This window comes from Streptomyces sp. NPDC005784 (genome assembly GCF_042871525.1).
Taxonomy (GTDB): Bacteria; Actinomycetota; Actinomycetes; order Streptomycetales; family Streptomycetaceae; genus Streptomyces.
The window spans coordinates 108,586-134,650 of record NZ_JBIAIQ010000019.1 but is presented as its reverse complement, the minus strand read 5'-3'; the positions used below and the strand labels follow the sequence as shown (position 1 = coordinate 134,650).

Here is a 26,065-nt window from a genome sequence, read left to right as displayed (position 1 = left end):
CGCGGGAGCCGGCGGCCATGTGTTCACGTAGCGGATCAGGGCGATGGGCAGCAGGTCTTCTGGGATTATGCCCATTCACGAGGGGCCGGGGAGTACCGTTCTCCCCTCTTTTCTCATTGGTTGCGGTCACCCGAGAGAACGGTCAATGTCACCCGAATCGGCTTCCTTGGCTCGGCAGCGAGCCGTTGAGGTGAGTGGCGACGCGGGAGCGGTCGAAGGGCCACTCCAGGGCTACCACCATGAGACGTATGTCTTCCCCCTGCCGGGTGGGGCCGCGGGGGCCGAGCCGGTCCGCTGGAAGTGCCGGGAGCCGCGTCCCGGACTGCTGTGGTTCGACCGGCGCTGTTTCGCCTCCGAGGAGCAGTTGCTCCGCGCTCTGGTGGGACGGATCGAGGGCATCCCCGACCTCATTCAGGCGGGTCCTGCCGGTCTCCAGCGGTTCATCGAGGGACAGACCCTGGGCGCGCTGTACGGATCCGGCAGCGAGATCTCTCCGTCCCTCTTCGGGCAAATCGTTTCCCTCTTCGGGCAGTTGGCCCGTGTCAGGCCCGATTCTCTCACCGCGGAACGGACGTGCAAATCCGCGGACCGGGCGGCCGAGGGCGACACCGCGGGCTTTTTGGAGCGGCTCATCCTGTTCACCGAAAAGCAGGTGTACCAGGAGAATCGGGCCGACTTCGAGGGAGTGTTCGAGGCGCTCGGACTGGGCGAGGCCTCCTTCGCGAATCTCCGAAAGCATGTCTCGGGACTGACCGGGCGACCCTTCTGCCTGCTGCACGCCGATCTCCACCGCGAGAATTTCGTGGTCGATGCCGAGCGGCGGCTCTGGACGATCGACTGGGAGCTGGCGATGTTCGGCGACCCGCTCTACGACCTGGCCACCCACCTCTACCTGATGCGGTATCCGAAGGATCAGGAAGAGCTGATGACCGAGCAGTGGTGTGCGGCCGTCGAGAGTGCCGCTCCGGGCAGTTCGGCCGGATGGGAGAAGGACCTGCCCAAGCTGCTCGCCTACAAGCGTGCCCAGTCCGTCTTCACCGACGTCATCCGGACGGCCCTGTCGCTGGTCGAGGAGCCGAGGGTCGACGAGCGTCTCCTCGTACACGTGGGCGGCAAGATCCAGAAGGTGCTGAGCGCCGCGACCAAACCGCTGGAGATCGAGGTGCCGACCGTGGAGGACGTCACCGCCTCGCTCGAAAAGTGGTACTACAAGCGCTATGACCCGATCGGTAGCAAGCGTCTGCCGTGACGCGCGCCGCGCGCCGACGGTGGGGCACGGTGGGGCACGGCGGGACAGGGCGGGAGGGGGTGGGAGAGAGCCGCGTGCGCGGGATTCCGTGTCGGGGCGGGGTCCCGATCGGTGCGTAGGCTCGTGACCATGAGTGACACCGGACTGCGCGAACGCAAGAAGCAACGGATGTACCAGGCCGTCTCCGACACCGCCATCGGCCTCTTCCTGGAGAAGGGGTTCGACGCCGTGTCCGTCGCCGAGGTCGCGGCCGCCGCCGAGATCTCCAAGCCGACGCTCTTCCGGTACTTCCCGGCCAAGGAGGACCTCGTCCTGCACCGCTTCGCCGACCACGAGACGGAGGCCGCGCGGGTCGTCGAGGAAGGCCGGGCGGCCGGGCGGTCCGCGATCGACGCGCTCCGCGAGCACTTCCTGGACGGGCTGCGCCGCGAGGACCCCGTCACCGGGCTCAACGAACATCCCGGCATCCTCGCCTTCCACCGGCTGCTCTACGGGACGCCGTCGCTGGTGGCGCGGATGTACGGCTACCTGGAGCGGTCCGAGGCCGCGCTCGCCGAAGCCCTCGCCGAACCGCTGGGCGCCGGGCTCGACGCGCGGCTCGCCGCCGGGCAGATCACGGCCGTGCGCCGCATCCTCGCCGAGGAGAACCTGCGGCGGATCGCGGAGGGGGAGCGGGTGGAGGACGTGCGTTCGGACGCCGCGGTGGCGGCCGAGCGGGCCTTCGCGCAGCTCGCGGCGGGGTTCCCCGGGCTCACCTGAACGAGACGTGACCGGGTAAAGAATATTACTCAGTTGCGTTATTCCGGTACTCTGGGTGGAATGACGCCACCCGACCCCGTCCGACGGCATGCCCCGGACCTGCCGCTCGCCCGCTCCCTCTCCCGTGAACGAGCCTTTCACGACACCTGCCGCGCCGCCCTCGCCGCGATGGTCGACGGTGCCGAGGAGCAGGTCGTCACCGGTGAGGACGTATCCGCCTCCGGCGCCGACGCCGAAGTGCTCGGATACCAGCTCCGCAGTCAGGCGAAGGAGCTGCGGGAGCTGCCCCAAGGGCCTTTGTTCTTCGGCCGGTTGGACTTCCAGGACGCGGGCGCGGCGGCCGGCGACCATGCCGGGCAGAGCTATCACATCGGGCGGCTGCGGATCAGGGAACACCCCGCCGCCCCGCCGCTCGTCGTCGACTGGCGCGCCCCCGTCTCGCGGGCCTTCTACCAGGCGAGCGCCCGCGCCCCCCAAGGCGTCGCCGTCCGCCGCCGCTTCGGCTGGGCCCCCGGCAGCCGCGGCGACTCCGCCGACCTCACAGGACTGGAGGACGAACCCATCGGGGCGGACCGGATCGCGGCGGAGCCGATGGGGGTCGGTGATGCCGGTGGCGTGGGCGTCGAGCGTGAGGGCGCCCCGTGGCTCGCCCCCTGCGAGGGCGGGAGCGAGGGCGAGAGGCGGGGCGAGGGCGAGGAGGGCGGGCGCGAGCGTGTCGGCGGCCGGACTGCCGCGAGCGGGATCGTCGGGGCCGGGACGGTCGGGAGCGGGGCCGGTCGTGGCAGTTCGATCCTGACTGGGGAGATCGAGCGCCCCCGCGTCGGTCCCATGCGGGACATCGCCGCCACCATCCAGCCCGAACAGGACGATCTCGTACGAGGTGATCTCGCGGCCTCGGTCTGCGTACAGGGCGCCCCGGGCACCGGCAAGACGGCCGTCGGCCTGCACCGGGCCGCCTACCTCCTCTACACGCATCCGCAGCGCATCCGCCGCGGCGGCCTGCTGATCCTCGGCCCCAACCGCACGTTCCTGTCGTATATCGCGGAGGTCCTGCCCGCCCTCGGGGAGACCGGCGTACGCCAGTCGACGATCGGGGAGGAGATCGCCGCCCACCCGGTGACCGGCGAGGACGACGAACGTGCCGCGGTCGTCAAGCACGACGCCCGGATGGCCGAGGTGCTGCGCCGCGCGCTGTACGGGAACATCGGGGTACCGGCCGACGCCCTCGCCGTGCCGGACGGCACATACCGCTGGCGCGTCCCCGTCGCCGTACTGCGCCGCATCGTGGACGACGTACGTGCCGAGGAACCGCCGTACGCCGTCGGGCGCGAGCGGGTGCGGACGCGGGTCGTGCGGTATGTGCGGGAACGGGCCGAGTGGCGGGCCGGGCCGCAGACGAACGTCTGGGCGCAGCGGATCTCGCGGGCCCGGCCGGTCGGCGAGTACGTCGACGCGGTGTGGCCCCGGGTGCGCCCGGCGGAGCTGCTCACTCAACTCCTCACCGACGCCGGGGCGTTGGAGTGGGCGGCCGACGGGATCCTCGACGCCGACGAGCAGAAGGCGATCCTGTGGGCGAAGCCGCCGCGTTCGTGGAAGTCGGCACGGTGGTCGGCCGCCGATCTCGTTCTCCTCGACGAGATCGCCGGGCTCATCGAACACCCCGAGGGATACGGCCACTTGGTGATCGACGAGGCGCAGGATCTGTCGCCGATGGAGTGCCGGGCCATCGCGCGGCGGGCCTCCTTCGGGTCGCTGACCGTGCTCGGGGATCTCGCGCAGGGCACGAATCCCTGGGCCGCGCGGGAATGGGACGAACTCCTCGTCCATCTCGGCAAACCGGACGCCGCCGTCGTCCCCCTGACGATCGGGTTCCGGGTGCCCGAGGTCATCGTCGAACTCGCCAACCGGGTGCTGGACCGCCTCGGGGTGGGCGTTCCGCCGGCTCGATCCCTGCGCAGAGACGGCGAGTTGAGGATCCGGCCGACCTCCGAACCGTGGGCCGAGACCGTCGCGGCCGTGCGGGAGGCGCTCGCGTACGAGGGGTCCATCGGGGTCATCACCGCCGACGCGGACGTCGCCGGGGTGCGGGAGGCGCTCGGCGCCGCGGGGATCAGTGCGGCCGGCGTCGACGAACTGGGCGCCAGGGTCGCGGTGTTGCCCGCGGGCCTGGCCAAGGGACTGGAGTACGACCATGTCGTGGCCGTGGAACCGGCCGCGATAGCGGAGGCCGAGGCGCGCGGGCTGCACCGGCTCTACGTGGTGCTGACCCGGGCGGTGTCGCGCCTGGACGTGATCCACGCGCGCCCGCTGCCCTGGTGACCGTTGCCCTGGTGACCCCTGCCGCGGCGGCCCCTGCTCCGGTGATCCCGCCCAGATGAGGCCTGCCTTCTGATCCCGCCCGGGTGAGGCCTGCCTCTGTGGCCCCTGCCTCTGTGGCCCCTGCTCTCGTGATTCCGCCGGTTCACCAGGGCAGTGGCCGGCCGTCGCGGAAGAAGCCGCCGGTGGGGCCGTTGTCCGCGAGGGTGGCCGCCCAGACGACGCTCGCGGCGCCCTCCTCGACGGGCCGGCCGCCGGGCCCGCCCATGTCGGTGGCGACCCAGCCCGGACAGACGGCGTTCACCAGAATCCCGTCGGACCGCAGTTCGGCGGCGAACATCCTGGTCAGGGCGTTGAGAGCGACCTTCGACGCCGAGTACGCCGGGGTCGCGCCGCCCATGCCCGTGAGAGACGCGACCTCGCTGGAGACGTTCACGATCCGCGGGTGCCGACTCGCGCGCAGCAGCGGGAGCAGCGCCTGGGTCAGCCGCCAGGGCCCGTACAGATTGGTCTCGGCCGCCGCACGTACGACATCCAGGTCGGCGGTCGTGGCGCGCTGCCAGGTGTCGTACGTGATCGCCGCGTTGTTGATCAGTACGTCGAGGGTGTCGATGTCCCGGGCCGCCGCTGCGATGTCCGCCTCGGAGGTGACGTCGAGGCGGAGCGGGCGGACACCGGGCAGTCCGATGGCCTCGGCCGCGTCGGCGGCGGCCTCCGCGGACCGGGCCGTCAGGTACACGGTGTGGCCGTCGGAGGCCAGCCGGCGGACGGTCTCATGGCCGATACCGCGGTTGGCGCCGGTGACGAGCGCGATCACGGGGTCGCTCCGGCGGAGTCCAGGAGTGGGATCAACTGCTCTTCCTCAGGCGTCGGACGGTCTTCGAGCCCGCTCGTGAGGCGGTCCGCCTCGGAGCGTACGCGGCCGGGTCCGCGTGCCCTCCCACGCCGGTGACCCCGGCGTGCCGTCCGCATGTCACAAATGCCCCGGTCCGGTTCGTCCATGGGGTGAGAGCCGGTCGTTGCCTCAGGGTGGCATCCGGCGGGATCGGGCGGGGTCGGCCGAATCGGTTGGAATCGGGAAGGTGATGGTCATGCGGGTGTTCGTGGCGGGCGGGACCGGGGTTCTGGGGCAGCGGCTGGTGCCGCAGCTCGTGGCCCGTGGTCACCAGGTGACGGCGACGACGACGAGTGCGACCAAACTGGGACTGCTGCAGCGGCTCGGCGCCGACGGCGTCGTGATGGACGGGCTGGACGCTGTGTCGGTCGGCGAGGCGGTGGCGGGCGCCCGGCCGGACACGATCGTCCACCAGATGACCGCGATCTCCATGGCCCACGCGGGCAAACCCGACATCAAGCACCCGGACCGCTGGTTCGCCACCACCAACCGGCTGCGCACCGAGGGGACGGACCATCTGCTGGCCGCGGCGGAGGCGACCGGCGTCCCCCATTTCGTCGCGCAGGGCTACGCCAGTTGGAACGGTATCCGCGAGGGCGGCTGGGTGAAGACGGAGGAGGACCCGCTGGATCTGATGGAGGGTACGGCGGCGCACGGGGGCATGCTGGCGATGCGCCATGTCGAGGAAGTGGCGCTCAAGGCGGGCGGAGCGGTCCTGCGCTACGGCGCGTTCTACGGTCCCGGCGCCACCGACGACCAGGTCAAGCTGGTGCGCAAGCGGCAGTTCCCGCTGGTCGGGCGGGCCACCGGGCACAGTTCGTGGATCCATCTCGACGACGCGGCGAGTGCCACCGTCCTGGCTGTGGAGCAGAAGGCGACGGGCGTGTTCAACATCGTCGACGACGATCCGGCCCCGGCCTCCGAGTGGCTGCCCCACCTGGCCTCGTGCGCGGGAGCGAAACGGCCGGTGCGGATTCCCGTGTGGCTGGCGCGACTGCTGGCCGGGGACCAGGCGGTGGTGATGATGACCGAGGGGCGCGGTTTCTCCAACGCCAAGGCCAAGCGGGACCTCGGCTGGCTGCCCCGCCATCCGTCGTGGCGCCAGGGCTTCGCGGAAGCGCTGGCCTGACCTGGGCCGCACCACCGCGGGTACTTGAAGGGGGGCAGGGGTCTTCGTGATGGACGTGATGCCGGGCGGCGGCGTCGCAGGCCTGCCGGGTGGTTCGGCGCTGCCGCGCTGACCGAGGTGGTCCCGCGCTGCCGCGGACCGACCGCGCGGAGGTCCCCCGGAAGGCAGAGCTCTACGGGCGGCGCGTCTTCCCGCCGCAGAGGCGAAGTGTGCTTTCCAAACACAGCAGCTCGGCCTCATGGGTGGTGAGGCGCCCGGTGGCGACCTGCGCCGCGGCGGTGTGCTGGAGCCCGAGGACGGCGGCGGCGAGCCAGTCCGCGGGGAGTGACGGGTCGAAGTCGCCCGCGTGCTGACCTCGCTGGATGAGCCGTTCGAGCCGTGGGGGCACGACGTCGTGGGGGTCGGGGTCCGGTCGCGGGAGCCGGGCCGCGGCGGCGTTCAGCACCACGGGATAGCGGCCGATGAACCGCCAGCCGGCACCGAGGAACTGGGCCAGCGCGTCGGCGGGCGGGGCCGTGTCGAGGCCCGCGTCGTCGAGCAGGGCGGTGTACTCGGCGGCCGCGACCTCGACGAGGGCGGTGACCAGGGCATCGCGGGAGGGGAAGTGCGCGTAGACCGTCTGGCGAGTGATGCCGGCGGTGGCGGCGATCTCCTCCACGCTCGCGTCGGGCCGCTCGCCGAGCACGACCCGGGCCGCGTCCAGGATGGCGTCGATGCTGCGCCGGGCGTCGGACCGGCGGCGGCGTGGCGGCGTGGCGGTGTCGTGCGAGTCGACCATTCCAAGAATGGTAGGCGTTCGGCCATAACCTTGACGAACTGTAAGAGATAGCTAACTCTTACAGCATGTCAAAGAAAAGTTCGGGTGGGGATCATCCGGCTGTCGAGGCACACGGTCTGGTCAAGGCCTACGGAGAGAACCGGGCGCTGGACGGGATCGACCTCACGATCCCGCGCGGTCAGGTGTTCGGATTCCTCGGCCCCAACGGGGCGGGCAAGACCACCACGATCCGCATCCTGGCCACGCTGACGCGGCCGGACGGCGGCACCGCCCGCGTCCTGGGCCACGACGTGCTGACCGACGCGGACGCGATCCGCGCCCGGGTGGCGGTGACCGGCCAGTTCGCCTCCCTCGACGAGGACCTGACCGGGTACGAGAACCTGCTGATCCTCAGCCGGCTGCACGGCCTGTCCCGAGCCGCCGGCAGACGGCGCGCCGACGAGCTGCTCGCCGCGTTCGACCTGACCCGGTCGGCGGCCCGGCCGGTGAGCGGCTACTCGGGCGGCATGCGCCGCCGGCTCGACATCGGCGCCAGTCTGATCGTGACCCCCGACCTGCTGTTCCTCGACGAGCCGACCACCGGTCTCGACCCGCGCAGCCGCAACCAGGTGTGGGAGCTGGTCCGCCGGATCGTCGCCGCCGGTACCACGGTGCTGCTCACCACCCAGTACCTGGAGGAGGCCGACCGGCTCGCCGAGCGGATCGCGGTCATCGACAACGGCCGGATCGTGGCCGAAGGCACCAGCGCCCAGCTCAAGTCCCGGGTCGGCGCGGGCACCCTGCACCTGCGGCTCCTCGACGGCGAGCAGCGTCCGCAAGCGCTGCGGATCCTGGCCGGCGTCCTGGAGGGGACGGTCCAGCTCGGCGCCGACCCGCTCGCCCTGTCGATGCTGCTCACCACCCGGCCTGACGCGACGGACGTGGGCCGGCTGGTCGGGCACGCCATGACCCGACTCGCCGACGCCGGGGTCGGCATCTCCGATCTCTCCCTCGGTCAGCACAGCCTGGACGAGGCATTTCTCGCCCTGACCGGCCATCGGGCCGGTCCGGCCGTCATCGACCACGAGGAGCTGAGCGCGTGAGTACTCCTGCCGCCTCCGCGCGCCCGGCCGGGGCGGAGGCCGACCCGATCGACGTCCTGCTCGCCGCGGGACGCTCACGCAGCCGTGCCGGAGCACTGGCCGCCTCGGCCACCTTCGGCCTGCGCGCCATGCTCAAGATCAAGCACGATCCCAAGCAGCTCGTGGACTCGGCCGCCATTCCCATCCTGTTCACCGTGCTGTTCACCTACCTGTTCGGCGGCGCCATCAGCGGTTCGACCGGCGACTATCTCAGGATCCTGCTGCCCGGCGTGCTCAGCATGAGCATCGCCGTCGTCACCATGTACGGCGGTGCCCGTCTCGCCCAGGACGTGCGGAGCGGAGCCTTCGACCGCTTCCGCGGCCTGCCTGTCTGGCGCGGCGCCTTCGTGCTCGGCGGCCTGATCAGCGATGCCGCCCGCTATCTGTTCGCCTCCGCCATCGTGCTGGTCCTCGGCCTGGTCATGGGCTACCGCCCCGACGGCGGCGCGCTCGGCGTGCTCGCCGCGGTCGCCCTGGTCGTCACCTTCGGACTCTCGCTGTCCCTGCTGTGGGCCGCGGTCGCCCTGGTCGTCCACGACCCGGCAGTCGTCATCGGCATCGCCAACGCCGTGCTGATCCCGATCTCGTTCGCCAGCAACATCTTCGTCCAGCCCGGCAGCATGCCCGGCTGGCTCCAGGCCTTCGTCGACGTCAACCCGCTCACCCACGTCGCGACGGCGGCCCGGGACCTGATGAACGACACCGGCGGCACCGGCGCGGCGATCGCCTGGTCCCTCACCGCGACCACCGTCATCACCCTCGTCTGCACCCCGATCACGCTCCGCCTCTACAGCAGGCAGGGCTGAGGCGACAGCAGGCAGGGCTGAGGGGTGATCCAACGAGGATCCGACGGTGTCGTACGACAAGTGGCGTGACACACTTTTGCAAGCAGGTGCTTGCAATAGTTAGCGATGGTGCGGCAAGGTGGAGTCATGGCATCGCTCAACGTCGGCAACCTTGGTGAGTATCTGCGGGAACAGCGGCGCACCGCGCAGCTGTCGCTGCGGCAGCTCGCCGACGCCGCCGGGGTGTCCAATCCGTATCTGAGCCAGATCGAGCGCGGGCTGCGCAAGCCGAGCGCGGAGGTGCTCCAGCAGGTCGCCAAGGCGCTGCGGATCTCCGCCGAGACGCTGTATGTGCGGGCCGGCATTCTCGACGCCGAGCGGGACCGGGACGAGGTGGAGACGCGTGCAGTCATCCTCGCCGATCCCACGCTGAACGAGCGGCAGAAGCAGGTGCTGCTCCAGATCTACGAGTCCTTCCGCAAGGAGAACGGATTCGAGATCGCGCCGGCGGACGGGACCGCTCACGGCATCGAGGTGCCCGGCACCGGCGAAGTCCGCGGCGCCGACGCACCCGAGGCTCAGGACATACCGGACGCCCAGCCTTCACCGGACACCGCCGTCCGAGGCCCCCGCACGGCCGACGGCAGCGATGCCGATCCGCAGCAGACCGCGAGTTGACCGCATGCGGATCACCAAAACCCTCAGCTGAAAGCGATTACGGGAGGACCATCGTCATGGCCATCACCGACGACATCCGCAAGGCCGCCACGGACCCGACCCCGCTGTACTTCCTCGCCGGCACCGCCGACCTGGCCGTTCAGCAGGCGAAGAAGGTCCCCGGCATCGTGGAGCAGATCCGCGCCGAGGCCCCGGCGCGCATCGACACCGTGAAGAAGATCGACCCCAACGCCGTCCAGGAGAAGGCCACCGCCCGCGCCAAGGAGGCGCAGGAGACCCTTCAGGCCAAGGTGACGGAGATCCTCAGCACCCTCGACACCGACCTGAAGAAGCTCGGTGAGTCCGCGCAGGACTTCGCCCTGCGTGGTGTCGGCGTCGCCGCCGAATACGCCGTCAAGGCCCGGGAGACGTACGAGAAGGTCGCCGAGCACGGCGAGCAGACCGTACGGACCTGGCGCGGCGAGGCCGCCGAGGAGATCGAGGACTTCGCCATCGCCGTCGAGCCGAAGGCCGAGCCGGTCGAGGTCAAGGAAGAGGAGAAGCCCGCGGCCGACGCCGAGGACGCTTCCTCCAGGAAGAACCCCGCGAAGAAGGCCCCGGTGCGCAAGCCGGTCGCCAAGAAGACGACTCCGCCCGCGAAGTAGGCGAGCGGCGGCAGCACAACTCCGCCTTACGCTGACGGGCCGGGGCACTCTCTGAGTTCCCGGCCCGTTCTCCGGGTACGGTGGCCGTAGAGACGACTCGAACAGGGCGGTGGGCATTGTGCTGATGACGGCATTCGGCGGTCTGATGTGGCTGATCTTCACAGCCATGCTCGTGCTCGCCGTGGTGGCGCTGGTGTTGGCCGCGGTCGCCCGCGAGGACGCCTACCGTGCCGCCGACAAGCAGAACAAGATGTTCTGGCTGATCATCCTCGGCATCACCGTGGCCGTGAACCTGCTGGTGCCGATGCTCTTCCTGCAGCTCGCGGGCCTGATCGCCACGATCGTCTTCTTCGTCGACGTCCGCCCCGCGCTGCGCCAGGTCTCCGGCGGCGGCCGGGGTCGCAGCGGCGGAAGCAGCAGCGACGGCCCTTACGGCCCCTACAACGGCGGCCGGTAAGCCACCCCGATCGCCCGAGACACACCGGCTTGCAGGACATGGCACGCCGCCTGAGAAACGGCGGCCCGCCCCCCCAAGCCACGAATCACCCGCGGCCGTCCGCGCAGCGGAGAGGCCGTGCCGGTGCGTCCCGAATGTCCGTCGCTCACGTTCGGATCGAGCGACAGTTCGCGCAGGTAGCCCACGTCTGATCCCGCGGCGACGGACTGGGATGTACCGCACGGCCCCGCCCCATCCACCGGACCCGCACGCGAGCAGACCCGCACGCGAGCAGACCCGCACGCGAGCAGACCCGCAGGGGGCGCACCGCGCAGGGGAGTGAACCCCGCACGCGAGCGGACCCCGCACGGTGGCGAACCCCGCACGCGACGGACCCCGCACGCGACGGACCCCGCACGCGACGGACCCCGCACGGGGCGAACGGCGCAGGAGAGCGAACCCCGCAGGGGAACGAACCCCGCGACGGCGGAGTCGGACGTTACGGCGTCCTGTCCAGGAGCAGTACCGCCACGTCGTCCGCCAGTTCCCCGCCGTTGAGTTCGCGCGCCTCGTTCACCGCCGCGCGCAGCAGCTCCTCGCCCTGTAGTCCCTGGGCGAGCTGGCGGCGGACCATCTCCACCATGCCGTCCAGGCCCAGGCGTTCGTTGCCCACGCCGGTGTGGCCCTCGATCAGACCGTCGGTGTAGAGCATCAGGCTCCACGCGGCACCCAGTTCCACCTGCATGCGCGGCCAGCGGGCGTTCGGGAGCAGACCGAGCGCGGGGCCGTTGTTCTCGTAGGGCAGCAGTTCGGCGGCGCGGCCCGGACGGGCGATCAGCGGCGACGGGTGACCGGCGAGGCAGAGCCCGGCACGGCGGCCGTCCGGCGCGATGTCCACGGTGCACAGCGTCGCGAAGATTTCGTCGTTCTCGCGCTCGTGCTCCAGCACCTGCTGCAGCGTGGACAGGAGTTCGTCGCCGCACAGGCCCGCGAACGTCAGCGCGCGCCAGGCGATGCGCAGTTCCACACCGAGCGCCGCCTCGTCGGGCCCGTGCCCGCAGACGTCGCCGATCATCGCGTGCACCGTGCCGTCGGCCGTGCGCACGGTGTCGTAGAAGTCGCCGCCGAGCAGCGCGCGGGAGCGGCCCGGACGGTAGCGCGCGGCGAAGCGCAGCGGGGAGCCCTCCAGCAGCGGGGTCGGCAGCAGACCGCGCTCCAGACGGGCGTTCTCCTGGGCGCGCAGCTTGGACTCGGTGAGTCGCCGCTCGGCCTTGTCGGAACGTTTCCTCTCCACCGCGTAGCGGATCGCGCGGCTCAGCAGTCGGCTGTCCAGCTCGTCGCGGAAGAGGTAGTCCTGGGCGCCGACGCGCACCGCCTCGGAGCCGCGCTCGGCGTCACCGGACGCGGTGAGCGCGAGAACGGCGTGGCCGGGCGCGAGCCGCAGTACGTGCTTGAGCGTCGCCAGCTCGTCGGCGCTGTCCGCCGCCCGGCCCGGCGCGGGCAGCGCGAGGTCGAGCAGGATGCAGTGGACGTCGTCGGTGAGCAGCCGCTCGGCCTCGGTGAGGTTGCGGGCGGTACGGATCCTGATCGGCTTGCCTGCCGCGTCGAGCGCTTCGGGCACGCCGAGTGAACCCGCCGGGTCGTCTTCGATGACCAGGAGAGTCAGGTTGGTGGTGCCGGTGATCGGGGTCGTGGTGCGGGCTTCCGGTGCTGTCCCGGCGGGGCCGCCGGTGGTGTCTCCGGTTGGGCCGCCGGGTGAGAACACGGCTTGAGCCTGACCACTTTCCACGGCCGGGATGGCTCTCTGCCGCGGTACGGGTACGGGCATCGTCTGGGTTCCTTCCCTCCCCCCGAGGGCGTGGTGGGCGAAGGACCTCGACCCACCGACGGGGACCATAGCGCCCGCCGGTGCCGCAACGGAATGGCGAACGGCGCGGTGCCCGGCAAAGGGCCACCGTCATATGCCGCATCCCGTAACGCATTTGGACAGGACGCGGTTCCGACAGGGATGACGAAGGTCACGTCCCCGGGGTTGCGAGGGCGGGGCAACCGTGCGGTACGTCACGTGCGGTGCGTCACGCGTGTCCCGTGACGCGTGACGCCTTCCGTGGTTCGCGGTGTTGGGCACCCGGTGCGGCGTATTGCGCGGCGCCTTATGCGTCCGGCCGTACGACGCCCAGGATCCGCATCGAACCCGCCCCTGTGATCGTCACCGTGCGTCCGGGGCGCGGGGCGTGCACGATCGCGCCGTCCCCTATGTACATCCCGACATGGCTGGCGTCGTCGAAGTAGATGATCAGGTCGCCGGGGCGCATGTCCTTGATGTCGACGTGCTTGAGCTGCTTCCACTGTTCCTGCGAGGTGCGGGGGATGGGGTGACCGGCGGCCGCCCAGGCCTGTGAGGTGAGCCCCGAGCAGTCGAACGTCTTCGGACCCTCGGCGCCCCATTCGTACGGCTTGCCGATCTGGTCGGTCGCGAACTTCACGGCCTTCCTGCCCTGCTCGGACGCGTCGCTCTTGATGTCCGCGAGGACACCGGAGCTCAGCCAGGTCGACTGCGCCTGGTACGCGGCCTCCTCCTCCAGCTTCGCCAGCCGCTCCTTCTCCTTCTTCTCCAGCCGCGACTCCAGCTTCTCGGCTTCGGAGATCCGCTGCTTGATCTTCTTCTTGGCCTCGGCCCTGGTCCTGCGGTCGGCCTCCAGCTTCCGCCACTGCGCGGAGGCGTCCTTCGCGTACAGCTGCAAGTCCTGCTGGGTGCGCGCCATCTCGTCGAGCAGCCCCTTGGTGGCGTGCTCGCCCTGCCGCACCCGTCCCGCGCCGTCGAGGAACTCCTGCGGGTCGTCGCTCAGCCACAGCCGCGCCTCGGGCGGCAGCCCGCCGCCCCGGTACTGCGCACGGGCCGCGGCACCCGCGCGGTCCTTCAACTCGTCCAGCTTCGCCTGGCCCTTGACGATCTCCTGGGCCAGACCGACGATCTCCGCGGACTGCTTCTCGGCCTTCTCCTCGGCGGCGTTGTACGCGTCCGTGGCGACCGCCGCGTCGTGGTACAGCTTGTCGAGCTTCTTGCGGACCGCTTCAAGGTCCTTGTTGCTCACAGGAGTCGGGGTCGCCGTGGGGGTTCTGGTGGGCGCCGGTTTCGGTGCCGGGCTCGCGTAGGCCGTCCCTGGTGACGCCAGTACCACGCAGGCACATGCGCAGGCCAGGGCCATGGCCGCCGTGGTCAGGCTCCGCTTGCCGGATCCCATTAGTCTGCCCCCAAGCTGATTTACCGTCAGTAACATACGGAACGCCTGGGGGATCGTGCCATGTCGGCGCGCAATGCGACAGAGCCGGGCAAGAACTCCCTTCCCCCCGCGTGCAAGGCGGCCAGGAACTCCCTTCCCCCAGGCCTGCTTCGGCATGACGATCTCACTCCCCCGAGTGTGTGACGTGCGACTCACCGAGATCGTTCCCCGCAGGTCACGCGCTGGTCGCCTCCCGGCCTTTGGGCAGGCCGGTTCGGCACGCCAGAGTCCGGTCGGTTCGGCGCGCCCGGGTCAGATCGGTCCGGTTGGTTCGGCGCGCCCGGGTCACATTGGGCCCGTCCGTTCGGCGTACCGGGGTCGTTCGGCTCGTGCGCTTCCGGATTGATTCGGTCCGCCCCGGCGCCCGCCGCTGTCGTTGCCCTCGGATGCGCGGCGCCGCGTCAGGTGCGCGGCGCCAACGCCTCCCAGCGCACTGTCACTTCGCCCTGGCGCCAGCGGGTGATCCCGTCCGTGACCGGCCAGTCGGCCGTCAGGTCGCGGACCGTGCGTATCCAGCGCTGCCTCGCGCCGTACGCGGCGTACGGCGCGGCGGCCGCCCACGCGCGGTCGAAGTCGCGGAGGAAGGCGTGCACGGGCTCGCCCGGGACGTTGCGGTGGATGAGGGCCTTCGGCAGCCGCTCGGCCAGGTCGGACGGGCGGTCGAGCGAGCCGAGCCGGGTGGCGAAGGTGACCGTGCGCGGGCCTTCCGGGCCGAGGGCGACCCAGACGTGCCGGCGGCCGATCTCGTCGCAGGTGCCCTCGACGAGCAGTCCGCCCCGGGAGCCGTGGTCCGCCGGTGCGAGCCGCGCGCAGAGCCGCCGCCAGACCTCGGCGACCTGCTCCTCGTCGTACTGGCGCAGTACGTTCGCCGCCCGGATCAGCCGCGGCCGGCCCGGCACCGGGACCTCGAAGCCGCCGTGCCGGAAGGCGAGTCCCTCGCGTTCGTACGGGCGGGCGGCGGCGACCCGGGCCGGTTCGATCTCGATGCCGAAGACGTGGGTGCGGGGTGCGGCGGTGCGCAGACGGGTCAGCAGTTCGACCGCGGTCCAAGGCGCGGCGCCATAGCCGAGGTCGACCGCCACCGGCTCCGGCGTCCTGCGGAGTTCGGCGCCGTGCACCGCCGCGATCCAGCGGTCCATGCGGCGCAGGCGGTTGGGATTCGTCGTCCCGCGCGTCACCGTACCCACGATGGGGGTGCCCCCGCTCGAGCGAAGCCGAGAGTGGGGGAGGGACGCCGCGCGGGTTGTCATGCGTACGAGAGTAGGCGGCCCCGGCGGGGACCGGGCGCCCCTGTGGACAACCCGTGGCCGGCCCCGGCCCGCTGTGGAAAACCCCGGTGGCGACCCTCGTGGAATTGCGGCGGGCAGGGAGGCAGACGCACACGGGTATCGAACGGTTGAGCGACAAGCGGTAATGATTCGGCAAAGAGGAAATGGAGCGGACACCTCCGGCGTTCCACCTCCTGGAGGGCGTGACACGTCCTCCGAAAGGCATGCCCGCAGCGAGGAGGAACGCCACGTGAGCCAGTACGTCAGCAGGCTCGGGCGTCGCTCACCGGCGGCACCCTCACGGCTCAGGCTGCACCGCAGGCCCCGTCGCGTCGCGATGCTCTCCGTGCACACCTCGCCCCTGCATCAGCCCGGCACGGGCGACGCGGGCGGGATGAACGTATACATCGTCGAACTCGCCCAGCGGCTCGCCGCGATCAACATCGAGGTCGAGATCTTCACGCGGGCCACCACCGCGGCACTCCCGCCGACCGTCGAGCTGGCTCCAGGCGTCCTCGTCCGGCACGTCGACGCGGGTCCCTACGAAGGCCTCGCCAAGGAAGACCTCCCGGCCCAGCTGTGCGCGTTCACCCATGGCGTCATGCAGGCCTGGGCCGGTCACCGCCCCGGCTACTACGACCTCGTGCACTCGCACTACTGGCTCTCCGGCCATGTCGGCTGGCTGGCCGCAGAGCGCTGGGGCGCGCCCCTGGTGCACGCGATGCACACCATGGCCAAGGTCAAGAACGCGGCGCTGGCCGAGGGCGACACCCCCGAGCCCGCCGCCCGCGTCATCGGCGAGACCCAGATCGTGCGCGCCGCCGACCGCCTCATCGCGAACACCGCGGAGGAGGCCGACGAGCTCGTACGCCACTACGGGGCGGAGGCCGGCAAGGTCGCCGTCGTCCACCCGGGCGTCAACCTCGACCGCTTCCGGCCCGCCGACGGCCGCGCCGCCGCCCGCGCCCGGCTCGGCCTCCCGCAGGACGCCCTGATCCCTCTCTTCGCGGGCCGCATACAGCCTCTGAAGGCCCCCGACGTGCTGCTGCGCGCGGTCGCCGTGCTGCTCGACGAGCGGCCGGAGCTGCGCGCCAGGATCGTCGTCCCCGTGGTGGGCGGTCCGAGCGGCAGCGGGCTCGCCAAGCCCGAAGGGCTCCAGAAGCTGGCCGCGCGGCTGGGCATCGCCGATGTCGTGCGCTTCCGGCCGCCCGTCGGGCAGGACCAGCTCGCGGACTGGTTCCGGGCCGCTTCGGTGCTGGTCATGCCTTCGTACAACGAGTCCTTCGGGCTGGTCGCCATCGAGGCGCAGGCGGCCGGTACGCCGGTGCTCGCGGCCGAGGTCGGCGGCCTGCCGGTGGCCGTGCGCCACCAGGAGACCGGCTTCCTCGTCCCCGGCCACCATCCCGCCGACTACGCGCGTGTGCTGCGTCAATTCGCCGACGACGAGACCCTCGTGGCCCGCATGGGTGCCGCCGCGGCGCGGCACGCGGAGCACTTCGGCTGGGACACCGCGGCGGCGGCGACGGCGGACGTGTACACGGCGGCGACGCAGGACCACCGACGCCGGGTGCGAGCACACCACGCCTGACGGCGGTCCCGGTCAGGTGTGGTTGCACCACACCTGACCGGCGCGTCACCCCCGCCGCGGGTCACGTACGCTCGGCTCATGGCTGACGCAGCGTCGATCATCGAGCGGGTCCTCACCGAGGCCGAGCTGGAGTGGGAGAGTCCCGGGGCGGGCTCGTACGTCGTGAAGCTGCCCGGCACCCGCAAGCTCTCGACGACGGTCTCGCTGATCGTGGGCAAGCACTCGCTGTCGCTGAACGCGTTCGTGATCCGCCACCCCGACGAGAACCACGAAGCGGTCCATCGCTGGCTCCTGGAGCGCAATCTCAAGCTCTACGGGGTCGCCTACGCGGTCGACTCCCTCGGTGACGTCTACCTGGTCGGCAAACTGCCGCTGACCGCCGTCACCCCGGAGGAGGTGGACCGTCTCCTCGGGTCCGTCCTCGAAGCGGCCGACGGTTCCTTCAACACCCTCCTGGAACTCGGTTTCGCCTCCGCGATCCGCAAGGAGTACGCCTGGCGGGTGTCCCGCGGCGAGTCGACGCGCAATTTGGACGCGTTCACGCATCTGACTCAGCGCCCCACCAACTGACCCTCGCCGTCCAGTAATTAGGCATTGCGTGACCCCTTCCCCACCCGGGGTCCGCGTGGCATGCTCGCCGCCGACGCAGATCTGAACGTCGTTCACATCCATGAAAAATCGCGCGGAGGTCGCATGAGAGCCACAGGGAAGGGCGGACGGGCATGACCGACAGGAACCGGTACACGGGGATCACCAGACGGGCCCTGCTCGGCAGCGCAACGGCAGTGGCGGCGGGCGCCGTGACCGGCGCGGCGGCCACGGCGGCGGCCGCATCGCCCGGAGCCACGGCGGCGCCGCCGTCACCCGTGCGGGGGACGGCCGTCGCGACATCCGGGGGTACGCCGGGCACGCTCTCCCGGCCGGGCGAAGTCCCGGCGCTCTGGCGCGAGTTCACCCGCTCCCCGTTCACCCACCCGCAGATCCCGTACGTCGGCCGGTCCGGAGCGCGCCGCGGGGCGGCGCGCTTCCCCCGCCACCCCGTCGTGGCCGACATCCGTGACCACGGCGCCGTCGCCGCCGACGGAACGACGGACTGCGCCCCCGCGATCAACCGTGCCATCGCCGCTGCCGGAAGGGCCGGCGGTGGCACGGTCACCATCCCTCCCGGAACGTTCCGCATCGACGACCTGATCCACATCGGTCACTCGAACGTGGTCCTCCGGGGCGCCGGCAGCGGCCGTACGACGCTGTACGCGACCAAGAACCTCACCGAACTGATCGGTGTCTACGGATCCCGTTACGGCGGCGACAAGTCTTCCTGGTCCTGGGCCGGCGGCCTCATCTGGCTCGCCCCCACGGCCCGTTGGGACTCCCTCGTCGCCGCCATCAGGGCCAAGGCGTGGCCCTTCGAGGGCTGGACCGGCAATGGACGCGACGCCTGGCAGACCCTCACGACCGTCGAGCCCGCACGCCAGGGATCCTGGACGGTCACCGTCGCGGACGCCTCGAAACTGCGCCCCGGCACGCTCGTCCTCCTCCGTCTGGCCGACGACGCCGACCACACCCTCCTGGAGCACATGTCGGGCGGCGGACCCGGACCCGAGGCGTACTTCTGGGACGACAAGACCAAACTGACCTCGTACGTCCCCTACGAGTGGCCCGTTCGCATCGCCCGCGTGCACGGGCGCCGGGTGACCCTCGAACGCCCCCTCCCGCTCGACGTACGCCCGGAGTGGGACCCGCGGCTGACCACGCACGTCGAGGAGCTGACCGGCTCGGGGGTGGAGGGGCTGACCCTGGAGGCGGTGGAGACACCGCAGTCCCCGCACCTCCTCGACAAGGGATACAACGGCGTCGTCGTCCAATGCGCCTACGACTGCTGGGTGGACGACGTCACGGTCCGCCACGTCGACAACGGATTCGGTCTCGTCGCCGCCTCCGCCTGCACCCTGCGCCGTACGACCGTCGCCGGACGCGGCTCGCACCACCCGTACTTCTGCCGCGAGGGCTCGCACGACAACCTGATCGAGGACTTCACCGTCGAGGAGCGCACCGTCCCCGCGCCCGCCGGAACCCAGCTGCACGGCATCAACGTCGAGGGCCTGTCCTCGTACAACGTCTGGTCGCGCGGCGACATGCGGATGGGCACCTTCGACTCCCACCGCGGACTGCCCTTCGCGAACGTCCGCACCGACATCACCGTCGACAACGACGGCCGGCACGGCGGCGACGCCTCCGCCGGACCCCTGTTCGGCGCGCGCTTCACCCACTGGAACATCCGGGTCACCAACGGCCGGGCGGGCCTGATGAAGATCGACGGCCTCGCCCCGTACAGCGCCACCGTCGGCGTCAACGAGGTCACCGAGTTCGACCAGATCGACGTACCCGACTTCACCGGGGACCTGCATTCCCGACTGGAGCTGTACGGGACGACGGACGTCGTACGGCCGCGCAATCTGTACGAGGCCCAGCGCGACCTCTAGGCCGCGCCATGACTCCCGAGCGGTCCGCCGCCGGCTCACGACCGTGCGTACCGGCCCGGAGTCACCCCCACCAACCGCCGGAAATGGCGGGTGAGATGTGACTGGTCGTAGAAGCCGGTCGCGGCGGCCACCTCCCCCGGTGGCCGTCCGTCGAGCAGCAGGCGGCGGGCGCGGTCCACGCGGCGGGACATCAGGTACTGGTGCGGGGCGATGCCGAACGCGCCGCTGAACGCCCGGACCAGGTGCGCGGGGTGGGCGTGCACCAGCCGCGCGGCCTCGTCGAGGGCGATCCCCTCGACGAGCCGTTCGTCCAGGAGCTCGCGCAGGCGGTGGGCCAGCGGCCGGTCGGCTCGCGAGAGCTCCGCGGCGGATTGGGGGCGCAGCAGGCCGCGCAGCCGGTCCGAGATCAGCGTCAGCCTGCTGTCGGCCTCCAACTCGTCCCCGGGATGCGCGAGCGCCGTGTGCAACTGCCCGACCCGGCGCCGCAGTACGGCATCCGCCAGATCGGGCCCGTCCACCGCGGGGCCGATGAGGTCGTCGGCCAGGCGCGAGCCGTCGAGGTAGAGGACGCGCTTGCGGAAGCCGTGCTCGGTGGCGGGAGCGCCGTTGTGCGGGATGTGCGGCGGCAGCAGCGACACCGTGTCGTGCGGGGTGCCGTGCTCATGGCGGTCGAGGTCGTAGCGGACGGCGCCGTCGTCGACGATCAGCAGGGTCCAGGCCTCGTGCACGTGCATCGGGTACTCGTACTCGGTGTAGTGCGCGTGGAAGACCTCGACGATGCCCGGGACGCTCGGGCGCCACGCCGATATCTCGCGCTGGGGGGCCATGCAAAGAACGTACAAGACGACGGTGCACGCCGGTCGGCAGTCTTCTCGCATGAGCAGCGAGAGCGACATGAGCCCTTCGGACGACGGGCGCGTCCGTTTCGACACCAAGATCACTGTCGTCCTGCGTGACGACCTGGAGCCCTGGCAGCGGCTCAATGTGACCGCCTTCCTCGTCAGCGGCCTGGGGACGGCGGTCTCCGAGGTGATCGGAGAGCCGTACGAGGATGCCGACGGGGTCTCCTACCTCCCGATGTTCCGGCAGCCGGTGCTCGTCCTCGAGGCCTCGAAGGAGACGCTGACCGCCGCCCACGGCCGCGCCCTGTCCCGGGCGCTGCCGCGGGCGGTGTTCACGTCGGACCTGTTCACCACGGGCAACGACCGGGACAACCGCGCGGCGGTACGGGCCGTGCCGACCGGTGAACTGGACCTCGTGGGAATCGCGGTGTACGGGCCGCGGAACGCGGTGGACAAGGTGGTGAAGGGGGCGCGGATGCATCCGTGAGGTGCGGATTTGTCCCCGAGGGTGACCTCGGGCGGGGGTGGCCTCGGGCGGGGGTGACCTCAGATCGGTGTGACCTGGGCACCCGCGTGTCCCAGACAGGCCGGCGTGACCCTAGGCCGGGGTGGCTTCCGCGTGGGGTGCCGCGGCGGCGGCTATCTCCGTCACGGCGGGGCCGGCCTCGCCCACAGGGGCCGGGACCTGGGACGACTCCCGTACCGACTTCTGCGCCGACTCCTCGGCCGGGAGCCGTCGCATGAGCAGCCCGTATCCGAGACCCGCCGCCGTGCCGACCACCGCGCACAGGCCCCAGAGCCAGGCCGCGCCGAAGCGGTCGATGACGACGCCGGACATCACCGGGGCGATGAGCGCGGCGAGGGCCCACGAGAGCGTGTACATGCCCTGGTAGCGACCACGGCCGTGGACGGGGGAGAGGCGGACGACGAGACCGGTCTGCGTCGGGGCGTTGACGATCTCGGCGAGGGTCCACACGCAGACGGTGAGGGTGAAGACCCCGACCGACCCGGCGAAGGCGGTGAGCCCGAACCCGTACCCGGCGAGCAGCGACGAGAGCACGAGCAGCCGCTTAGGGTCCCGGTGCTCGATGAAACGGGTGACCGGGATCTGGAGCGCGACGATGAGTACGCCGTTGACGGCCATCGCCGTGCCGAAGTCGGCCGGGGTGAAGCCTGCCTTGCCCATGGCGACCGGCAGCCCGACGGAGCCCTGCTGGAAGACGAGGGCGACGAGGAAGGACAGCCCGACGACGCTCATGAACCGTCCGTCGCGCAGCACGGTGCCGAGCCCGACCGCGGGTTCCGTCTCCTTGGCGACCTGCACGGGCCTGGACTCCGGGAGCTTCGCGAAGACGACGAGCGCGCAGACGAGGGTCATGCCGGCCTCGATGAGGAAGCCCGCGAGGTAGCTGAACTCGGCGATGAAGCCGGCGCCGATCGAGGAGACGGCGAAACCGAGGTTGATGGCCCAGTAGTTGAGGGAGAAGGCGCGGACGCGGTCCTCGGGCCGGACGATGTCCGCCATCATCGCCTGCACGGCGGGCCGGGAGGCGTTGCTGGCCATGCCGACCAGGAAGGCGACCGAGGCGATGGCCACCGGGTCGTGCATGAAGCCGAGCAGCGCGACCGAGCCGGCCGTCGACACCTGCGCGACGAGCAGCGTGGGCCGCCGGCCGAACCGGTCGGTCATCACTCCGGCGGCGAGCGAGGAGACGACGCCGCCGAGGCCGTGCAGGGACGCGACCAGACCGGCGTACGAGGCGGAGTAGCCGCGGTCGAGGGTCAGATACAGCGCCATGAAGGTGGCGACGAAGGCCCCGAGCCGGTTGATGAGTGTGCTGGTCCACAGCCACCAGAACTCACGGGGGAGCCCTGAGACGGTCTCCCGGACGGCACGTCTCAGGACGGCGGCTGGCATGGATCCCCCACGGATGTAAGCGGCTCGGGCGGTGAGCACAACTTACGAGCGGGCTGCCTCGGAGAGCCACTCAATTAACAGATGCCGTCAACTGAAGGACGGTGAAGAGGGGCGGGAGCGTCGAGGCGGGGCTTCCCGTGTCCGACTGATGGCCTAGGGCGCGAGCGGTCGCGGGGTTCGATTACGCTCGGAGCCATGGCCGACGCACCGTACAAGCTGATCCTCCTCCGCCACGGCGAGAGCGAATGGAATGCGAAGAACCTGTTCACCGGTTGGGTGGACGTCAACCTCAACGAGAAGGGCGAGAAGGAGGCAGTCCGCGGCGGTGAGCTGCTCAAGGACGCCGGCCTGCTGCCCGACGTGGTCCACACCTCGCTCCAGAAGCGCGCGATCCGCACCGCCCAGCTGGCCCTGGAGTCCGCGGACCGCCACTGGATCCCGGTCCACCGCAGCTGGCGCCTGAACGAGCGTCACTACGGAGCCCTCCAGGGCAAGGACAAGGCCCAGACGCTCGCCGAGTTCGGCGAGGAGCAGTTCATGCTCTGGCGCCGCTCGTACGACACCCCGCCGCCGGCGCTCGACCGCGACTCCGAGTACTCCCAGTTCGACGACGCGCGCTACGCGGCGCTGCCGCCGGAGCTGCGCCCGCAGACGGAGTGCCTCAAGGACGTCGTCGTCCGCATGCTTCCGTACTGGTTCGACGGCATCGTCCCCGACCTCCTGACCGGTCGTACGGTCCTCGTCGCGGCGCACGGCAACTCGCTGCGCGCCCTGGTCAAGCACCTCGACGGCATCTCCGACGCCGACATCGCGGGCCTGAACATCCCCACCGGCATCCCCCTCTCCTACGAGCTGGACGCCGACTTCAAGCCCCTCAACCCGGGCGGCACCTACCTCGACCCGGACGCGGCCGCGGCGGCGATCGAGGCGGTCAAGAACCAGGGCAAGAAGAAGTAGAAAGCACGATCATGCCTCCCACCTGCGCAAACGGCGCGGGCGGGAGGCATTTTCGTGGTCTGGACCCTCTGCGGGACCTCAGCGCGGTGGCTTCTGCGGCGGTGAGTTGGGGAACATCTCAGTGCGTAGCGGTGTCATGGAGCGCTGCTGCGTGCTTCGTACCGGCTGGCTGTGTGTTCAAGCAGTTTTCGGCATGCCTCCGCCATTTCTTCCAGCAGGTCGTCATCAATGCCAAAGTTCACAAGGACACCACCGTTCGAGGTGGGCATCGCGCTGCGGATTTTCGCGGCTCGGAGACTGGGCCAGAAGCGGCCGTGGGCAAAGCCGGAGGCCACACGCCACAGTGCCTGGGTTGGGGTAGGTGCAAGCCCGGCGCCTGCGGCGGCCTCGTAAATGATGCTCGTGGCCTCTGGCTTCGTCAGGCTGGGCAGGCCGAGGGTCAGGGCCAGTTGCTTGACCTCTTCCCGGCGCTCAGCTCCGGTCTTGCCACCCGGCCTCGGGCCGTGGTTTGTGTCTCTCTCGTGCTGGGCGCGGTTGCGGAAGTCTTCAGCCCACAGGGAGAGCACCCGGTGGCGACGCTCATCGCGGTTCTTGCCGGCCAGGAGCCATGCTGCGGTGGCGAAGTTCTCAAGGGCCCCGCGCAGCAAGGTCCAAGGGCTGTGCAGGTCAACCTGCTGCGCGACGGTGACGAGCTGCGTGAAAGCCTCGACATGAGTGAGGCCGGCCGAGAAGGAAGACTGGACGAACTTGGCGGCACCCCACGGCCCCAGGGGTTCGTCGTCCTTCGCCAGACTGCTGCGCTCTGCCGCGTCGGGCAACAACAGGAAGTGATTGTCCGCTCGGTAGACGGCGGCTGCGTTGAAAAGCGGGGCGAGGTAGGTGAAGCCCTCCCGGCCGGTCGCGGGCCCGTTCATTTCGTCACCGTACGCCGCTCGTGACGCGTCACGCCTTACGTTATCCACGCCTGCTTGTCTGGTCTTGCGTCGCGTGATTCGTAAGGGTCGCCGGACTTGCAAGGCCACGCGCTGGGCCCTCCGAGGACGACCAACGACGACAGGCAACTACCATCAACGACCGTCTGAATGCAGGTCAGTTGGGGTACGTGCCGCGCTGACCAGGACCGAAAAACGGGCCCGCCAGACCCAGGGCAAGAAGAAGTAACCAGACGCGATCAGGCCCCCTACCTGCGGGTTTCTCGCTGGTAGGGGGCTTCTTGCTGTGCTGCTCGCCCCGCGGTCGGCGATCGCATGAAGCTGATCAGTGGCCTCCCGGCGATCAGGTTTGTCGCCGTGGAGTATCCGGCAGAGCGGCCAGCCCTGTCCTGGGCCGTGCCGTGCCGTGTCGGGCGCCAGGGGGCTGGATCGTGGCCGATCGTTTGAATGCTGCATGGGGTGAATACCGCATTTGGCGGGGCTTCGTCTGGAATGTTCGAAAGGGCAGTGGGGCCGGTCTTCTCGATGTCACAGTCGAGGCGTGACATCGACAACCCTCGTGCCACTCCTTGGCGTCTTGCTCGGCGGCTTCGTGTCGACAGTGACTCAGTACTCGCTGGGGCGCGCCTCGGAGCGGGCCGAAGTACGGCGGAGCGCTCGTGAACGAGCCGAGACGCGTCGCAACGAACGCGTCACCCACCTCATCGGCTTCCTCTCCGCGGTACAGGAAGCCGAACGCGTCGCCGTGGACCGCTATCACCACAACCTGACCGACGAGCAGTGGCAAGCGCGGGCAAAACAGTCCATCGACCGGATGTGGGTCGCCCAGAAGACGATCCACATGCTGTGTGCGGCCGAGGTGAACCAGGCGGCACGTGATCTGGCGTACGACGTTCAGGACGTGATCAGAAAGGGCCCCGACGATCCGGGAGAACCGCGCGACGAGAAGGTCTGGGAGTACATACGCCCCAGCCGAAAGGCGTTCCTGGACGTCGTCCGCGACCAGTTGAAGTAGAGGGCCGGCCGCGGTGAACGAGTTCGGCCGGCCGGGTCCTAGCCGCCCGTTCCCGAGGCTGAGCCCGGTACGGCGGTGCGGAGCCAGTCGGCCAGTGCGGAGAAGTCGTCCTCGGTCAGGCCCTCGGACGGGTCGACGCGGTGAAGCAGCGAGGGGCCCTCGTGCTGCGCGGCGACCCAGAGCCGGTCCACGGGGCCGATCTCGTCGTCGACCCAGATGAACGGGCGGCCGCCTGCCCAGTCCACGAGGGTGCGGGTCTTCCAGTGCAGGCCGCGCGGACCCTCGTCGGAGGAGCCAGAGGCCTCGGGCCACGCCACCACAGGCAGCCGGGGCAGCCCGATCCGTGGGCCGACGGACTCGTTCGCCTCGGCCGTCCATGTCGTCGCCCACACCAGGTCGCACCCCAGCGCCATCAGACGCGGGCCCACGGCCGGATCGAGCCGCCCGAGCAGCGGATTTCCCTGATCGGGGAGCGCTTCGGAGCCGGAACCGGAGTGGGAGACGGAGGTCTGGTGGCTAGCGGGCGACGGGCCGAACGGGATGAGGGGGCCGTCGACGTCGAGGAAGAGGATGGCGCGCCCCACCGTGTGTTCCCTTGTCTCCGCCCGCGCTCCCACGGCGTGGAGAGCCGCGACCGCTGCCTCGGCGTCCCGCTGGGGCAGGCCGTGGAGGATCACGACCGGGGCCCGGTCCGCGAGAACCTTGCTGCGCCACAGGCTCAGTCCGGTCAGCCGTCGTACGACGTGGGCCGTGTCCAGTCCAACGGGCCCGGGGCCGGTGAGCAGCACGTCATGGGGCACGTCGTCGCACACCAGTAAGAAGTACTCCGTCATCGCTCTCCCCGTCCCTCTCCGGTCCGGAGGATACGAGCCCGCAGTCGTCGTGTCGCCTCGATTCGGGTGGTCCTTCTCGTTCGGCTGCCTGACCCGGGTGTCTGCCCGTCGCCTGCTCGATCGGAGGGCAGCCCCGGGACACCACGGGGATGGCG

Annotated in this window: 24 protein-coding genes and 1 pseudogene; 15 read left to right on the top strand and 10 right to left on the bottom strand. The window is 70.7% G+C overall.

All coding sequences use genetic code 11. The annotated features are described in order from the left end of the window. The first annotated feature begins 190 nt into the window (after positions 1 to 190). From ACFYR3_RS27320 to ACFYR3_RS27310, 3 genes are all read left to right on the top strand, one after another. Positions 191 to 1,249, top strand: a complete 1,059-nt coding sequence (locus ACFYR3_RS27320; RefSeq protein ID WP_389284913.1) for a phosphotransferase — start codon at positions 191 to 193, stop codon at positions 1,247 to 1,249. 129 nt (positions 1,250 to 1,378) lie between these two features. Beyond that, on the top strand, positions 1,379 to 2,008 hold the full coding sequence (locus tag ACFYR3_RS27315) for a TetR family transcriptional regulator (protein WP_355841137.1): 630 nt from the start codon (positions 1,379 to 1,381) through the stop codon (positions 2,006 to 2,008). 60 nt (positions 2,009 to 2,068) lie between these two features. Next, entirely contained in the window at positions 2,069 to 4,327 is a 2,259-nt protein-coding gene (locus ACFYR3_RS27310; protein WP_389284912.1) for a HelD family protein, read from the top strand. Positions 4,328 to 4,469: 142 nt separating this feature from the next. Here the strand turns inward: ACFYR3_RS27310 and ACFYR3_RS27305 are convergent, their stop codons facing one another. Then, the gene (locus ACFYR3_RS27305; RefSeq protein ID WP_389284911.1) at positions 4,470 to 5,141 is read right to left on the bottom strand and encodes an SDR family NAD(P)-dependent oxidoreductase; all 672 of its coding nucleotides are present in this window, start codon (positions 5,139 to 5,141) and stop codon (positions 4,470 to 4,472) included. A gap of 268 nt (positions 5,142 to 5,409) precedes the next feature. On the opposite strand from ACFYR3_RS27305, the gene ACFYR3_RS27300 reads away from it, so the two are divergent. After that, positions 5,410 to 6,348 (top strand): NAD(P)-dependent oxidoreductase, encoded by a 939-nt coding sequence (locus ACFYR3_RS27300; protein ID WP_355841142.1) that lies wholly within the window; start codon positions 5,410 to 5,412, stop codon positions 6,346 to 6,348. 172 nt (positions 6,349 to 6,520) lie between these two features. On the opposite strand, the gene ACFYR3_RS27295 is transcribed toward ACFYR3_RS27300, so the two are convergent. Then, positions 6,521 to 7,126 (bottom strand): TetR/AcrR family transcriptional regulator, encoded by a 606-nt coding sequence (locus ACFYR3_RS27295; protein ID WP_355841144.1) that lies wholly within the window; start codon positions 7,124 to 7,126, stop codon positions 6,521 to 6,523. A gap of 65 nt (positions 7,127 to 7,191) precedes the next feature. Between ACFYR3_RS27295 and ACFYR3_RS27290 the strand changes: the two genes are divergently transcribed. The 5 genes from ACFYR3_RS27290 to ACFYR3_RS27270 all read left to right on the top strand — a co-directional run bounded on the left by ACFYR3_RS27290 (position 7,192) and on the right by ACFYR3_RS27270 (position 10,811). Beyond that, positions 7,192 to 8,208 (top strand): ATP-binding cassette domain-containing protein, encoded by a 1,017-nt coding sequence (locus ACFYR3_RS27290; protein WP_389284910.1) that lies wholly within the window; start codon positions 7,192 to 7,194, stop codon positions 8,206 to 8,208. Beyond that, entirely contained in the window at positions 8,205 to 9,053 is an 849-nt protein-coding gene (locus tag ACFYR3_RS27285; protein ID WP_389284909.1) for an ABC transporter permease, read from the top strand. The genes ACFYR3_RS27290 and ACFYR3_RS27285 overlap by 4 nt, the downstream gene beginning before the upstream one ends. Positions 9,054 to 9,179: 126 nt before the next feature. Beyond that, positions 9,180 to 9,710, top strand: coding sequence for a helix-turn-helix transcriptional regulator (locus ACFYR3_RS27280; RefSeq protein ID WP_355841150.1), 531 nt, complete (start codon positions 9,180 to 9,182; stop codon positions 9,708 to 9,710). A gap of 56 nt (positions 9,711 to 9,766) precedes the next feature. Beyond that, a complete protein-coding gene (locus tag ACFYR3_RS27275) occupies positions 9,767 to 10,354 on the top strand; it encodes a hypothetical protein (RefSeq protein ID WP_355841152.1) in 588 nt (195 codons plus the stop codon). Between the two features lie 118 nt (positions 10,355 to 10,472). After that, a complete protein-coding gene (locus ACFYR3_RS27270; protein WP_355841429.1) occupies positions 10,473 to 10,811 on the top strand; it encodes a DUF2516 family protein in 339 nt (112 codons plus the stop codon). A 478-nt stretch (positions 10,812 to 11,289) separates the two neighbouring features. Here ACFYR3_RS27270 and ACFYR3_RS27265 read toward each other — a convergent pair whose 3' ends face one another. The 3 genes from ACFYR3_RS27265 to ACFYR3_RS27255 form a co-directional block, all read right to left on the bottom strand. Then, positions 11,290 to 12,618, bottom strand: coding sequence for a SpoIIE family protein phosphatase (locus tag ACFYR3_RS27265; protein ID WP_355841154.1), 1,329 nt, complete (start codon positions 12,616 to 12,618; stop codon positions 11,290 to 11,292). A gap of 325 nt (positions 12,619 to 12,943) precedes the next feature. Beyond that, the gene (locus tag ACFYR3_RS27260) at positions 12,944 to 14,035 is read right to left on the bottom strand and encodes an NlpC/P60 family protein (RefSeq protein ID WP_355841156.1); all 1,092 of its coding nucleotides are present in this window, start codon (positions 14,033 to 14,035) and stop codon (positions 12,944 to 12,946) included. 440 nt (positions 14,036 to 14,475) lie between these two features. Then, positions 14,476 to 15,261 (bottom strand): class I SAM-dependent methyltransferase, encoded by a 786-nt coding sequence (locus tag ACFYR3_RS27255; RefSeq protein WP_356784697.1) that lies wholly within the window; start codon positions 15,259 to 15,261, stop codon positions 14,476 to 14,478. A gap of 331 nt (positions 15,262 to 15,592) precedes the next feature. On the opposite strand from ACFYR3_RS27255, the gene mshA reads away from it, so the two are divergent. The 3 genes from mshA (at position 15,593) to ACFYR3_RS27240 (ending at position 19,413) form a co-directional block, all read left to right on the top strand. Beyond that, positions 15,593 to 16,930, top strand: coding sequence for a D-inositol-3-phosphate glycosyltransferase (mshA, locus tag ACFYR3_RS27250; RefSeq protein ID WP_355841160.1), 1,338 nt, complete (start codon positions 15,593 to 15,595; stop codon positions 16,928 to 16,930). 78 nt (positions 16,931 to 17,008) lie between these two features. Beyond that, entirely contained in the window at positions 17,009 to 17,500 is a 492-nt protein-coding gene (locus ACFYR3_RS27245; protein WP_355841162.1) for a YbjN domain-containing protein, read from the top strand. Positions 17,501 to 17,652: 152 nt separating this feature from the next. Further along, entirely contained in the window at positions 17,653 to 19,413 is a 1,761-nt protein-coding gene (locus ACFYR3_RS27240) for a glycosyl hydrolase family 28-related protein (protein ID WP_389284908.1), read from the top strand. Positions 19,414 to 19,448: 35 nt separating this feature from the next. On the opposite strand, the gene ACFYR3_RS27235 is transcribed toward ACFYR3_RS27240, so the two are convergent. After that, positions 19,449 to 20,240, bottom strand: coding sequence for an AraC family transcriptional regulator (locus ACFYR3_RS27235; RefSeq protein WP_389284907.1), 792 nt, complete (start codon positions 20,238 to 20,240; stop codon positions 19,449 to 19,451). 49 nt (positions 20,241 to 20,289) lie between these two features. On the opposite strand from ACFYR3_RS27235, the gene ACFYR3_RS27230 reads away from it, so the two are divergent. Further along, positions 20,290 to 20,742 (top strand): DUF2000 domain-containing protein, encoded by a 453-nt coding sequence (locus ACFYR3_RS27230; RefSeq protein ID WP_355841168.1) that lies wholly within the window; start codon positions 20,290 to 20,292, stop codon positions 20,740 to 20,742. Positions 20,743 to 20,853: 111 nt separating this feature from the next. On the opposite strand, the gene ACFYR3_RS27225 is transcribed toward ACFYR3_RS27230, so the two are convergent. Further along, the gene (locus ACFYR3_RS27225) at positions 20,854 to 22,173 is read right to left on the bottom strand and encodes an MDR family MFS transporter (protein ID WP_389284906.1); all 1,320 of its coding nucleotides are present in this window, start codon (positions 22,171 to 22,173) and stop codon (positions 20,854 to 20,856) included. A 195-nt stretch (positions 22,174 to 22,368) separates the two neighbouring features. Between ACFYR3_RS27225 and ACFYR3_RS27220 the strand changes: the two genes are divergently transcribed. Continuing rightward, positions 22,369 to 23,130 carry a phosphoglyceromutase gene (locus tag ACFYR3_RS27220; RefSeq protein ID WP_355841172.1) on the top strand — a complete coding sequence of 254 codons (762 nt, stop codon included), beginning with the start codon at positions 22,369 to 22,371 and terminating at the stop codon, positions 23,128 to 23,130. 134 nt (positions 23,131 to 23,264) lie between these two features. Here the strand turns inward: ACFYR3_RS27220 and ACFYR3_RS27215 are convergent, their stop codons facing one another. Then, the gene (locus ACFYR3_RS27215) at positions 23,265 to 24,044 is read right to left on the bottom strand and encodes a hypothetical protein (protein ID WP_389284905.1); all 780 of its coding nucleotides are present in this window, start codon (positions 24,042 to 24,044) and stop codon (positions 23,265 to 23,267) included. 559 nt (positions 24,045 to 24,603) lie between these two features. Between ACFYR3_RS27215 and ACFYR3_RS27210 the strand changes: the two genes are divergently transcribed. Next, a complete protein-coding gene (locus ACFYR3_RS27210; protein WP_355841176.1) occupies positions 24,604 to 25,077 on the top strand; it encodes a hypothetical protein in 474 nt (157 codons plus the stop codon). Positions 25,078 to 25,115: 38 nt separating this feature from the next. Here ACFYR3_RS27210 and ACFYR3_RS27205 read toward each other — a convergent pair whose 3' ends face one another. Together ACFYR3_RS27205 and ACFYR3_RS27200 are read right to left on the bottom strand one after the other, a co-directional pair. Next, positions 25,116 to 25,661 carry an HAD domain-containing protein gene (locus ACFYR3_RS27205; protein WP_355841432.1) on the bottom strand — a complete coding sequence of 182 codons (546 nt, stop codon included), beginning with the start codon at positions 25,659 to 25,661 and terminating at the stop codon, positions 25,116 to 25,118. A 27-nt stretch (positions 25,662 to 25,688) separates the two neighbouring features. Beyond that, positions 25,689 to 25,910: pseudogene (locus ACFYR3_RS27200) on the bottom strand (ribosomal protein L7/L12); the annotation flags it as partial. Positions 25,911 to 26,065 lie beyond the last annotated feature (155 nt).